This window comes from Vibrio sp. 10N.261.46.A3, assembly GCF_041472995.1.
Classification (GTDB): Bacteria; Pseudomonadota; Gammaproteobacteria; order Enterobacterales; family Vibrionaceae; genus Vibrio; species Vibrio coralliirubri.
On record NZ_JBFRRH010000031.1, the window covers coordinates 72260 to 85541 of the forward strand.

Annotated in this window: 10 protein-coding genes and 2 pseudogenes; 5 read left to right on the plus strand and 7 right to left on the minus strand. The window is 42.7% G+C overall.

The features are described from left to right. The first annotated feature begins 308 nt into the window (after positions 1-308). A complete protein-coding gene (locus tag AB4484_RS09160; protein WP_372077677.1) occupies positions 309-1112 on the plus strand; it encodes a MetQ/NlpA family ABC transporter substrate-binding protein in 804 nt (267 codons plus the stop codon). 197 nt (positions 1113-1309) lie between these two features. Continuing rightward, positions 1310-1990 carry a haloacid dehalogenase type II gene (locus AB4484_RS09165; protein ID WP_372077680.1) on the plus strand — a complete coding sequence of 227 codons (681 nt, stop codon included), beginning with the start codon at positions 1310-1312 and terminating at the stop codon, positions 1988-1990. 167 nt (positions 1991-2157) lie between these two features. Here the strand turns inward: AB4484_RS09165 and AB4484_RS09170 are convergent, their stop codons facing one another. Together AB4484_RS09170 and AB4484_RS09175 are read right to left on the minus strand one after the other, a co-directional pair. Then, positions 2158-2514, minus strand: a complete 357-nt coding sequence (locus AB4484_RS09170; protein WP_372077682.1) for a hypothetical protein — start codon at positions 2512-2514, stop codon at positions 2158-2160. Between the two features lie 27 nt (positions 2515-2541). After that, positions 2542-3414: a patatin-like phospholipase family protein gene (locus AB4484_RS09175; protein ID WP_372077684.1), complete on the minus strand. Its 873-nt coding sequence runs from the start codon at positions 3412-3414 to the stop codon at positions 2542-2544. A gap of 535 nt (positions 3415-3949) precedes the next feature. Between AB4484_RS09175 and AB4484_RS09180 the strand changes: the two genes are divergently transcribed. Then, positions 3950-5458 (plus strand): DUF3360 domain-containing protein, encoded by a 1509-nt coding sequence (locus AB4484_RS09180; RefSeq protein WP_050622006.1) that lies wholly within the window; start codon positions 3950-3952, stop codon positions 5456-5458. Positions 5459-5555: 97 nt separating this feature from the next. Here the strand turns inward: AB4484_RS09180 and AB4484_RS09185 are convergent, their stop codons facing one another. From AB4484_RS09185 to AB4484_RS09200, 4 genes and pseudogenes are all read right to left on the minus strand, one after another. Continuing rightward, positions 5556-5894 carry a hypothetical protein gene (locus AB4484_RS09185; RefSeq protein ID WP_048617429.1) on the minus strand — a complete coding sequence of 113 codons (339 nt, stop codon included), beginning with the start codon at positions 5892-5894 and terminating at the stop codon, positions 5556-5558. Between the two features lie 267 nt (positions 5895-6161). Further along, the gene (locus tag AB4484_RS09190; protein WP_372077687.1) at positions 6162-7301 is read right to left on the minus strand and encodes an MFS transporter; all 1140 of its coding nucleotides are present in this window, start codon (positions 7299-7301) and stop codon (positions 6162-6164) included. Between the two features lie 551 nt (positions 7302-7852). Next, positions 7853-8778, minus strand: a pseudogene (locus AB4484_RS09195) (hypothetical protein). Positions 8779-9075: 297 nt separating this feature from the next. Further along, positions 9076-9948, minus strand: a complete 873-nt coding sequence (locus tag AB4484_RS09200; RefSeq protein ID WP_372077689.1) for an alpha/beta fold hydrolase — start codon at positions 9946-9948, stop codon at positions 9076-9078. A 796-nt stretch (positions 9949-10744) separates the two neighbouring features. Here AB4484_RS09200 and AB4484_RS09205 point away from each other — a divergent pair. Beyond that, positions 10745-11599 (plus strand): hypothetical protein, encoded by an 855-nt coding sequence (locus tag AB4484_RS09205; protein ID WP_372077691.1) that lies wholly within the window; start codon positions 10745-10747, stop codon positions 11597-11599. Positions 11600-11717: 118 nt separating this feature from the next. Next, positions 11718-12842 carry an HNH endonuclease gene (locus tag AB4484_RS09210; RefSeq protein ID WP_372077693.1) on the plus strand — a complete coding sequence of 375 codons (1125 nt, stop codon included), beginning with the start codon at positions 11718-11720 and terminating at the stop codon, positions 12840-12842. 273 nt (positions 12843-13115) lie between these two features. Here AB4484_RS09210 and AB4484_RS09215 read toward each other — a convergent pair. Continuing rightward, a pseudogene (locus tag AB4484_RS09215) lies at positions 13116-13265 on the minus strand (hypothetical protein); the annotation flags it as partial. Positions 13266-13282: the final 17 nt, after the last annotated feature.

Here is a 13282-nt window from a genome sequence, read left to right on the forward strand (position 1 = left end):
TCTTTAGATTCCGAGTGACTGCCCTATTCCCTACAAAACCCAAAAGGCCTCGCACTCGCGAGGCCTTTGTTGGTCGGTAATCAGGTCCTCCCTTTTCCCATTACCAACAATAGGTTTGAGATGTAAACCAAGGGGGGTTAGAAGGGGGTTGTCGGTCGAGTCTCACGTACAGAAGCCTCGTTGATTCACTGACTTAACCGCTCATCAATGTAACTTCGCTTCAAACAAACCTATTGACCCGATCGCGCAAATAGATAATATAGACAGCTAGACGTCTACATGTCTTTTATTTATTAAATGGAGTTATCATGAACAGCTACAAAAAATTCACAGCATCCCTGTTGGCATTAGCTTTCGTATTCGGTGTAACAGGATGTGGAAAAAAAGACGAGGCTGTCATCAAGATTGGGGCGACAGTTGGCCCACATGCACAAGTTGTACAAGCTGTTGCCAAAGAAGCAGCAAAGCAAGGGGTTAACATTGAACTCGTTGAATTCTCAGACTATATCACCCCTAACGCAGCATTAGATGATGGAAGTATCCAACTGAACAGTTACCAGCATCAGCCATTCCTCGATAACTTTAATGCCAATCACGATAGCCAGTTAGTTTCTATCGGACGTTCAATTTTGATGCGTATGGGCGTTTACTCGAACAAGTACACTTCGCTTGATTCTATTCCCGAAAACGCTCGAATCGCGATTCCAAACGATCCAACCAATGGCGGGCGTGGACTATTACTGCTTGAAGATGCCGGGCTGATTTCATTAAAAGACAACGTTGGTTTCAACGCGTCTTTAAACGATATTGTTAGCAACCCGAAGAACATTCGATTTGTTGAAGCGGATGCCGCGCAGCTACCCCGCTCTCTTGACGATGTAGATGCTGCTGCAATCACCATGAACTATGTGATGTCGGCTGGACTCGATCCTAAGAAACAAGGCATTTACTTAGAGAAAAAAGACGCACCTTTAGCCGTGATGGTTGTAGCGACGCGAGAAGAAGACAAAAATAATGAAACGTATAAAAAGATTATCTCAATTTACCACTCACAAGAGATCAATGACTTTTTAGACAGCACTTTCAAAGGCACCATAGAAGCCGCAAATTAAGCTAAATCGTTTCAGATTTGGCGTTGCATGATACTCATAAAGCAACGCCAGATTTGAGTTGGCGGGTTGTCGTTGACGCATTCCAGCTTCTTTTCAAATTAAAGAGCAAAGCTTTAGTTACTTGAATCGAGGTTGAAAACCATATCGTCAGAGCAGATTATGTAAGCATAAAATTCAATTAAATCTGGGGGCTTTGCATGAAAAAAGAAGTGATACTGTTTGATATAAACGAAACGGTTTTAAATTTGGAGTCATTACAGCCTAAGTTTAAAGCAGTATTTGGCAGCGAGGATGCACTATCGCTTTGGTTTTCAAAGCTTTTACACTCTTCAACAGTTTGCATCGCAACAAACGTAAAATCTACTTTTTCTGAATTAGCGAATGCAGCGCTCAACGCTATTGCACAACGGTACAAGTGTGATTTAACGGCGGAAAATAAAGGTGCCTTGTTAGCTTCTTTTGCCAATCTACCACCGCACACAGATATCAAAGCGTCTTTGCTCAAATTGCGCGAGAACGGGTTTAAAACCGTCGCTTTTTCCAACTCATCCCTCGATCTCATCACTTCTCAAATCAAGAACTCGGGCTTAGAAGATTATTTCGACACCGTCATTTCCGTTGAAGAAACAGGCAGTTTCAAACCCAATTCAGATGTGTATAACTTTGCAGCAGACACTTTAAAAGAGCCTGTCGAAAACCTTCGTCTTGTCGCTACTCATGATTGGGACACTCATGGTGCGCTATCCGCTGGCTTACAAGCAGCCTATATAGACCGAACAGGAGTTGAGTATCATTCCTTGTATTTGAAACCGGAGATTAGCTCAAGGACGATGAATGGTGTGGTGGAACAAATAATTAAGCACAATTTAGACAAGTAAAACCTCAAGAGGCTTTTGCTACTCCTGATTCGATACAACTACCCTACTTCACTAACTTAACCGCTTTGATCAACCTTGTGTTGAACTGTTCTGGTTATAGAGACGCTGTCGGTTACCTAAAAACTGCAGTTACTTAGCGACAAATATAAGCTAGCAACAAATATAAGCTAGAAACTACTGTAAGAATGAGGAACGCGTTTGTCTTCATCCCAGCCTGATAGCTCAATATTGATCAATGATTTGCGCTTCTCATTACACAGTGAAGCGATATTGATGATAGGCAGCTGGCTACGAAACTGCGCGGTGAGTATCACCGTTTTACTTTCACTAAGGCTACTTCGACATTGCGCCAAAATCGCCTCAGTATCTAGCTGGTGTGCGTTCTCGATAATTTTGATATCAGCATTCTCTTGATAGCAATCTATCAGCCAAGATACAGCAGGCACTTCGATGCTGGTAAGCACGATGACATCTTTTGTTGTGACCAGTACTTTGAGTTCAGATAGTTTGAGTTCAGTTTCCATAGTTACCTTCATTCAGCTGCAAATACATTAAAGTCGATTGCCCAGTTTAGCCTGTGCCAAGTGGTAGCCTCTGTCTATCATCTCTTGTGAGCGATCAAACTCTAAAGTGCCACATGCATTGCGTGGGAGCTCAAGCGTAATATCGGCAGGGTAAGCGGCCAGTTTTTGGCGAGCAATGGTCGATTGCATCGCATCAAAGGCTTGGTTAGCAATATCGTAGGCCGCAAAATTGAAGCTCATTTTACTTTTTACGCTGCTACCGAGGTTATCGATAAAGTGAACGACCTTCTCGTGGAGGTTGCTCTCTTTCGTTGGCAGGGAAACCGGTATCACTTCCTGTTGAAGCATTTCAGGTTCACCACCTAAGTTCACAGCTAGTGTAAAGTCTGTGTTGTCACCAAAGGTAGGCGCAATCGGCACGGGATTAAGCACTCCGCCATCAATCAGCTCTTCGCCATTGATGACATGAGGCGTGAAGAACAATGGCAAAGAGATAGAGGCACGAATGGCATCAAACAGAGAGCCTGATTGCAGCCAAACCTCTTTTTCATCGGCGACGTTAGCGGCAACGGCGGTATAAGGGATCGGCAGATCTTCAATTGAAATCTCGCCGATCAGTCCACGCAGTGTGTCGATGATCTTGTCGCCTTTGAACATACCACTCGATTGCCATGAAAAGTCCAACATCATAGCCATATCCGATTGGTCGATACTGGTGACCCACTCTTCAAATTCATCCAACTTGCCCGCAGCGTAGACACCACCGATAAGTGCGCCAATTGAACAGCCAGAGATGGATTTGATCTGATAGCCATGCTCAATTAACCAGCGGATGATTCCTACGTGAACCAAGCCTCTTGCGCCACCACTACCAAGTACCAATGAGATCGTTTTTGCCATCGTATCAATCCTTTAATTCATTAGCTCTTCAAAGCTTTAGGCAAAAATTATATCACCTCGTATAACTGTACGCTGTGTAATGCTTTGAAAAGGCTTAAAGTCGTTGGTGAACATCTTCATTTTGGGATAGTAAAAATTATCTTCTAGCGTATACCTTGGTCTCAGACGACTGAACAACGTTGAAGGGTGTTTCACCATCCACCCTCCAAAACGTCAGAAAGCACTGATTGGTGGACGTTATCTGCCGCTTTAGCACCAAGCATTTCTTGTTGGATATTCGTTTATTACCAATAAAGCTCATCCCCTACCAATAAACTGCCCCACCTAACTTACAGTCTTTCATTCTAGCACCTTCACCCTACGACTAATGTCTAACCGACTGAGTCTATTTGTTTTTTTTGGTTTGGTATAAGGTACTAACAACTAAATGTTAATGAATTTTTAATTATAAGTTGACGCATTGTTTGCACTTCTGCGTGAGTCAACAACGTTTGTTGGAATAACACACCTTAGAGTGTGAACGAAAGGAATCAAAATGAGCACTACTTTAGAGTCCGCACATATACAAACAGAGAAGCCTCAAGCCAATGAGGATGAACTCACCTATGAACAACAACATAAACCAAGCTCAGAGTTTGAATCCCGAGAACAGTATCTAGAGCACGAATTGCAAATCATGTCGCCTAAGCGCTGGCGTCCAAATTTGCCGTTTAAAGATTATCGATTTGAGATAGAAGACACCATCCCAGCGATGGCCGCGACCATTGGCAAAGTGGTTATGGTGGGCGCGATTGCAGCCACCTTTGCGGGGGCTCTCGGGTTAAATGAAGATTTTGTTCTAGAAAACGTCCGTTATGAACTCCTCATCGCCTCTGTTTTCATCATCCTTTTCTCTGGTTTTCTATTGCCGACTGCAAACCTCGCAGGGACACACGGCCCACTTATCCCTTTGATTCCGATTGTGGTTGCAGCAGGTGGCCATCCTATGGCGTTTGGCCTGTTGATTGGCGCTTTTGGCTTACTCTTAGCCATCAGTAAAGGTGGCAGTATGTTAGCCAACCTCACCAGTAAAGGCGTTTGTGGCGGCTTGCTACTCTACCTTGGCTTTGTGGGAACCGCTTCTCAAGTGAAAAAGCTATTCGCTTGGGCTGAAGGAATCGGCATGAGCCACATCGCTTTTGTTGTGATCTTTTGCACCATTATTCTATACGCGCTATTGGAGCACTTCCGTAAGCGTTGGTTAGCGGTACCTCTTAGCTGCTTGCTGGGTGGTACAATTGCATTTGCCATGGGTGCCCCATTCGCTTTCCACACTGAGCCAGGCTTACCTAACATGAACCCTATGTATTGGTGGGGAGAAGATACAGGTTGGATGCTAGGTCTACCGACGATTGAGCACTTCATGGTAGTACTGCCGTTCGCGATTCTTGCGGTTGCGATGTGGTCACCAGACTTCTTAGGGCATCAAGTATTCCAAAAGATCAGCTACCCAGAACGCACCGAAAAAGTACACATGAACATTGATGACACCATGACCACTGCGTCTATTCGTCAAACGTTTGGTTCTCTGCTTGGTGGTACTAACTTTACGTCTTCATGGGGTACTTACATCGTACCAGCAGCGATTGCTAAACGCCCTATTCCTGCGGGCGCTTTGCTAACGGCACTGTTCTGTATCATCGCCGCAGTTTGGGGTTACCCGATGGATTTAGCTATCTGGCAACCTGTACTGTGTGTTGCGCTGATTGTTGGGGTATTTGTACCATTGCTAGAAGCAGGAATGGAAATGACGCGTGAAGGAAAAACCACACAGTCGGCAGCGATTGTTGTATTTTCTTCAGCGCTCGTTAACCCTGCATTTGGCTGGGCTCTCACCATGCTGTTGGACAACTTAGGCTTAGTTGGCTGTAAAGAACGTAGTAGCGAACTGAGCAAGATGAGCCGTTGGGTGCTGCCAGGCATTATGTTTATTGTGCTAACAAGTGTCATGGCGTTGGTTGGCCTTCTACCAGGGATTCCAGCGATTATCCCAAGCTTTCGTTAAGCTAGATTAATCGTTAACTTCGATAGAAATACAAAGGCCTCGTACATGCGAGGCCTTAGTTTTTCTATCAAGGGTTAATAGCCCTACTTCACTGGCTTTAATTCATTCGGGTAATGAAGGTTTGCTCGTCATCGACAAAAGCCACGTAGTCGCCGTGATAAATGAAAACACGCCCTCTGCCCTCAACGATACACGCCAGTTGTGGGTTCAAATCTTCTTCAAGATCCTTACTTTGGTACGTGCCAGTATCAGTGATGACGCCACGAAGTGTCGGCAAAAAACCACAGCTGCGCTTAGCTTGATCAATCAGGCTTAATTCACTGCTAATAGAGAAGTAAGACGGGATAGGACCAGCATCTTCGATAAACATCGGTTTCAGTTCTTCAAAAGCTGTAATCACCAGCCAGTCGATGCCGTTCACATGATGGATAAACATTGTTTATAAATACCTAGATTCTCGATAGTTCTGATGCGGGGATTCTATCACTATCAAGTGTAGAGCGTGGGAGAAATTGAGTTTTGCTCGGAACACAAGAAGGCCCCGCAATCGCGAGACCTCAGTGTTCTAACGAACCGTTACAGCTACCCTTTAACAACGACAGCACCCTACTTCACTGGCTTCAAAGCTTTCACCAGAGTAATGTTGAATTGCTGAGTTGTGCTAACAATGGGAAATGATCAGTGAGATAAATGAGTGTCGCTATTAGTTCTGTAGCCTATCGAATCCATTAATTCGCTGATGAAGCTGTGTGCCCATAGTCAACGACACAAACAGGCTAATCAAAGCAATCACTGCTCCTGTAACAAACACCCATTGATAACCAGACATCCAGATGATTCCCAACAAAAATGGTAAGAACACCGCTGCAATATGGTTGATAGTGAATGACAAACTCGCCGTTGAAGCCACTTCTTCTTCCCTAATTGTCTTTTTAAAGTAGGTGTTTAAAGCTATCGCAAAACTAAAAATGATACTGTCGATAACATACAGTCCTGCTGCCGCATAATGATCATCCACAAATGCGTAAGATAGGAACACCAACACTAACGCGGCATACTCAATGATCAAAGCTAGCCTCTCTCCTACTCGATCGATAAATCTCCCCACATAAGGTAGAGCAAGCATCGCAGCTAAGCTGGAGACCATAAACAGAGCGGCCATCATCGCGATCGTATACTGAAACTTGGTCACCATAAGTAAGCCAGCAAATGCCACAAAGATCTGTCTTCTTGCCCCACTCAAAAAGGTAAGAATGTAATAGGTCGTGTACTCTCGTCGGACAATGAATTTGGTGTGTTGCTTAACCTCTGTGTGAGTATCTTGGAACGTAACCAAATAGACCGCAAGCCAGAAACATATTGCTCCACAACTAAAGAAAATAGCCTTATCTGAAACATCAAACAGATAGCTCGCGACCATAATGCCTAGAAAAGTCACCATCGAGAAAAAAGAGGCGGCAGAGCGGATTTTCCCCATTGATTCACTAAAGTTCTCGGTCTCTAACAATTGTGTTGAGAGTGATTTGTTCACCGCTTCTAAATAATGGAAACCAATAGACATGATCGTCGTGCTGAAATAGAAGCCATAGATCGAAGGCAGATACCCCGTTACTGCAACACCTAGCCCTAATGTTGCAACCGACAATACCGCGACTCTTTGTTCTGACGCGATGAACAACAGAAACAAAACAGTAAATGAAAGCAAGCCTGGGATTTCCCTAACACTTTGCAATACCCCCACATCAGCACCGGTCATACCAACAGTATCGACAGCGAAGTTATTCATCACAACTCGCCATCCAGTATTCGCTATCACTGACGCGATAGCGATGATAACCAACATCGTGAATGAGCTCCGCGATGTTAAAAGCCTAAGCCAGAGAGTCATTTAAGCCGCCTATTCGAAAAGAAAGTCTTGAATATGATCGCGCATGAATGAAGCCGTTATTAGTTTTCCGTTCATATTCAGGTCCTCAAAAATAATGGTATGTTCTGAGCTTGGTAACGATATGCAACTAAGAAAAAGAACACAGAGACAATACAACTCGCTAATGAATTGTTACACGATCGTTTTCAGAATGTTATTTCTTGAGATTGGTAAGTATTCAGAGAGCTTTTACTTATTTGAGAGATTCATTGGAGATTATTATTTGTCGCTGAACATACAGCTACACTGGCAACGATCGGTATTCAGTTCCTCCCCTTTCTCGTTGCCAGCAAGAAGTTGGAGATGTAAACCAAGGGGAGGTTAGGAGGGGATTTTCAGCCGATTCTCAAGTGTATCTACCACTTTGATTCGCTCTACAGAACACAAAAGGCCTCGCGCGCGCGAGGCCTTGTTTTATCTAAGTTTCAACGAACGATCACCGAAGTAATTGGCGATGGTAAACCAAATCAACTCGAGAGCCATTCGTCCAATACTGTGATGAATTTAGGGTTAATGAGATAACCGATGGAAGCGTGCGGATTGCTTTTTCCGTTGGAATATTGAGGTTATAAATCGGGTGGATATCTTTCATTCCGCCGGGTATCAGATCCAGTTTGAGCATATCTTTAAAGTCATTTCTAATTTTGCTGTCATGAGAGATAAAGTCATCTTCTGCCGATATGTTTATCCATTGCTGAATGTTTAAAGGGTACTTCTTCTCATCTTTCAAGCGACTCCCTTTTAGCCTATCTTTTACGTTTTCATCGCCTAACGGTGACCCGAGCGTAAGCAATAAGTTGACCTTCTTGCCTGCACCATAGTCGTGTCTATACTCTCCGTAATGAGACAACTTCCATAACACGTCATAACTGATCATCGACCCGAGACTGTGCGACACAATCATCACATCATCCTGATTATCAAGCGCTTCCTTCAGTTCAACCATGAGCCTATGCCTGACATCGCTGCCAAAATAGGTATCTTCATCCCAATAATGCTCCATATCCGGCGCGACCTTGGTTATGAGTGTCTCAGCCACTCCCAGCTTTCCAAATAGTGACGAAAAAGTATCTGCTAACGCCTCTTTCAGAAAACCAATTTTAGATACCTTGTTATACGTTGTTTTATTGAACTGGCTTGTCTTGTACTTTTTGAGTTCAGACAACGCTTGCTGACGACTTGCAGGGTCTTCCGTTGGTTTGTCTAACAATGTGTTTGATAGTTCACCGTAATAGACAAACCGTTTATCGACATCTTTAAAAGCTTGTAACGAACTTGAGTCTCCACAATCTCGCTGTAAGCCATGTTCTATAGCCTCGTACCAGAGTGCTTGAAGGGAAGCTTTATCGGGCTTTTGAGCGCGACCATGAATGAATATTATTTTCTTAGCCATAGCAGGACGTCCTAAACACATAGTTAAAATTATTATCAGTAGAAAGCACCACTAGATTCGGTCAGCCCTTACTAATAACAGTGGTGCTAATTACGTATCTAAGGGTGGTTGATAGAGCATTTATATAACTATGAGGCCGTCGTTTAAGGACCATAAAAGAATGAACGATGCGAACATTACTCACAAATTGAAATGAATGTATCTAGCAAAGCCTCCAACTAACAAAAAGGCCTCGCAAACGCGAGGCCTTAGTTTTATCTATCACCGATTACATCCATATTTTAACAACTACGGCGCCTACTTCACTGACTTAACCGCATTCATCAACGTTTCGTTGAACTGCTGTGGTTGCTCAAGCATTGGGAAGTGGCCTGAGTCTTCAATGTAGTAAATGCTGTAATCCTTGATGTGTTTCTTGTTCGCTTCTGAATCTGTTGGCCATAGGCGAGCATTGACCAGTATCACTGGCACATTCACGTTCTCATACACGCGGTGTGCTTCGCCTGTCACGTATTGGCCTAGATAATGGCGGAACTGGTTTATTGCGATAGCTGGCGGTGCTGAGGCCATGTCTTGCGTTACCCAGTAAAGTAAATCCGCGTCTACGTCTTTTGGTAGCGAGTCTTTCACGAACATAGTAATGCCCGCTTGGAAGTCTGCTTCAAATGGTTTGGTCATTGCATCTAGGTCGCTTTCTGAAATCGCTAGTGCGACATTTTGCGATGTATCAACACCAATAATGCCCTTCACTCTTTTCGGCATCAGTTTGGCGGCTTCTGCAATAACACCACCTGCCATGGAATGCCCGACTAAGATGACTGAATCGAATTGCTCTTTCTCGATGACGGCTTTGATGTCTTCAGCAAACGCAACCATGGTGTACTCTTCGCGATTAAACGATGAGTTACCGTGCCCTGCTAAGTCCATAGTGATCACTTGGTACTGCTTTGAAAACTCACTCACTTGGTTTTGCCATAGCCTGCTGTCTAAGCTCCAGCCGTGAATGAAGATCAGCGTTGTATCCCCGCTCCCACTTTTGCCATACGCAATTTGCTCACCATCGTGAGATATAGCAATACCATACTTAACCGTTGAATCATGAGCCATGGCATTAAAGCCACCAAGCGTCATGAATACCAAGAGTGTGATGTTTAGAATTAAACGTTTCATAGTGTCTCTCTACTTACTTTAAAGGGAACACAGAAAGCGCCCCTCTCAATCAATATAGTCACTATAAAGTGTGAAGTTTTAGACAGGTCAAGGGTGATTTAGATAAAAAATCTTCTGTTGTTGTGACTCGAGCAACTCATTTTTGCCCCTTTCCTTGCTAACGCATTTGCTCAATAGTAGATTGTGCCGCTGGAAACGAAGTACTTTTCCTCTTGGCTGGCGGTTGAGTGTCAGTGCAAGAAAACCTCCAGTAACAGTGCGATAGTGAGTACTCGTACGCTAATAGATGTTCTTCTTTGACTCCATTAATTTAAATTTCTTAATATGCAATAATGTGTCTATCACATTTCTGGTAATTTACAGGGACTAACTATTGGATACTTCATTCGCTAGCAGCATAACTGCCGATTTGTCTAACGCTTTCTTTTACTGTCCTGAGGATGGAGTTCCATCCATTCAGATAGGTAAGCCCGTGGCTGGAGATATCATTTTCTAGCTTAAATATAATGATGAAGATGTAAACAAATGTGCTAGCAGACTGATTAAAGAGCTAGGCCGTGAATTAGGTGTCAGTAATATCCAGAGTGCAAATGAGATACTTCTAAAGTTCTGCTCATATGCATTTAATATTATTGATGCGGATTTTTTATCGTTAACTAGTCTGGATGAGCCAGTAAGCACCATATTCTCACAACAGCATTGTAATAATCTAAGTGCTTTGTTTGTAGACTACATCGACTCTCAAAAGGCTCTTAAACCGTACGTCTACACTATTCGGTATGCCAATACAGACGGGGTGCATAAGCTCAATAACAACTTATGTATTTATGGCTCAGGTCAAATAGAAAGCCTACTTGGCGATATGAAAGTGCGAACTGGAATAAACTTTCCTTTAGAAGCTCTGGATGATGAAGACTTGCGCCGTGAGCCTATCGGGAGGTACAAGCTACTGTCCGATAGTTCTGCTGTTTTGGTTTATGCACGCTCAATAAATGAAGCTGTCGAAGAGCTAGACAGGTTATTTGGTGCACTATGCGCGACTATCGATACTCCTTTGAGAATCAATCAAGAGACAGTTGATTGTAGAATAAATTCTTTTGATTCTAAGAGTATTACTACTCGCCAAATAAGATCTAACCTACCTTCTGTTTATGAGATAAACCTGAGCGATGAAGTTGCTGGTAATCTACAGAAGATATTTTCTTCTCCACCTAAGAGAATGAACTCTGCGCTATCTTTTATCGCTCATGGTTGGACTCATGATAAACGAGAGAGGTTCCTAAACCAATTTATTGCGTTAGATGCACTGTACGGTACAGACAGAAGTAACAAAGCATCTATAGTTGGTGGGGTGAGTAGAGACGCCAGTGATATCGTAGGTATCGAATCAAAAATAAAAACTATTTACGAATTGAGGAGTAAGTTTGTACATGGGGAGATATCAATATTCTCAAACCATGGTAAATACTCAAAATTTGTTGATGAACACGGTATCGACCCGATTGAATCATTGTTTGAGATCGTAAGAGTATGCGCTATCAACTATCGAGGGGTATACAAGGTAGAACAACCTGATACGGTTAACCTTCGAGTACCCAAAGAGCTAGTTAGAGAGTTTGAGAAGAAGATAAGCGAATATTGCAGAACGTAGAATATTCACAAACAGAACGCATTAATATGACTTGAGTAGCTTACAAGGATGAAGCAGCATAGACGGGAAGCAAAGATGGCAAGATTCCGTCTAGATTCGTCCGACCAATAGGTGGCATATGTTAGATTGTATATATTGTGAACATGAGAAATTTGAATTAGGGAAAGGTTCCAAAGAGCACGCTATTTTGTCTTCACTAGGTGGACGAAAGCTATCTCGAAATGTTTGCTGTGAAAGTTGTAATAATCGCCTAGGTAAAGCTATTGATGACGGGCTATCTTCGAGGCTTAGTATCATTTCTACTTTATTGAATATAAAAACTGGTCGTAACAAGAATGCACCAGTTCAACAGGGTGTAGTTAAACTGGGGGACGAATCTTATAACCTGTTACCCACAGGAGAGATGCTTAGAGGTAAAGTCGAGCAGCAATGGAAAACAGAGCAAGGGAAAACGAAATTTCATGTTGTGGCTAATACTGAAGAGCAAGCGCTAAAAATAATTGAAGGTCAATTAAAGTCTCGTGGTAAATCTCTTGATGACATAGAAATGGGGGTAGTAACCGAAGTTTCTCAATATGGCGCAGAAATTAGTGAAACATTTTCATTTTGTGAAAATGACCTAAGGTCTATAGCAAAAATGGCATTAACAATGCTGGCTACTAAGGTCTCACCTTCAAGGTTACGTGGCTCTGAGTTTATTGATGTCATTCAATATATTAATGGCAGTGACTTAAACGCAGAAGATATTGTATTTTCGGATACCAACACGCTTTTTCCATCTCAATATCAGGTTTCTGATATTAACCACCGTATATTTATATACTCTTCTCAAACTGAAGGTTTAGTTGTCTCTTTAGTCGAATTATATGGTGGATTTAGGTTTAGCGTACTGCTTTCTAGAAATTGGACCGGACCTAGTATTTCGTGTTGTTATGCCATAGACCCTGTGTCACAAGATAAAATCGATTCAGACATAGATGCTAATCTTGAATTACAAGCTATATTAGATAGTAGAGGCTGCGTTCAGTCGAAAGCGATTGAACAACTAAAACCTTTATTTGATTATATTAGTAAGTTAGATGTTCAGCGTGAGGAGCAGCGAATTATTGATACGGCGATGGAAAAGTATGGTGTAGAAGTTCTGGATGAAAATTGTGATGACGTGGTCTTCCAAACGATAGCAAAGAATCTAGCTGATATGTATTTAAGAAGGTCTATTAGGCAGAGTCGAAAATTAGTCTAAAAAATGTGTTGCACGAGCTCGAATCCACTTTATTTAGTAAATTATGTGCTCTCATTTGGTGGGCATATTACCGTGAGACGTTTCTCAAAGTGAACGATGCTGAACTATCTGTGGAACGAGTTTTGCAATACCTGAGGTAATTCATTACTTGCTACATTAGCAAAGTCACTGGCACGCTTCTGTCCAATAATGAGTTTCCCCCTCCTCCTTACCGTAAAAACAAAAAAGGCCTCGCAATGCGAGGCCTTTGATTTTTCTATCTATCAGAAAAGATTAGTCGCGAAGTGCTACGCCGAATTTCTCTGAGATTGAAGCTACGATAGCATTTACTGAACCAGCGATGTCTGCATCTTCTAGTGTGCGCTCTACAGGCTGTAAGCCAAGATCGATTGTTAAGCTCTTCTTAACTTCTTCAACGCCTTGCGAACGTAAATATAACG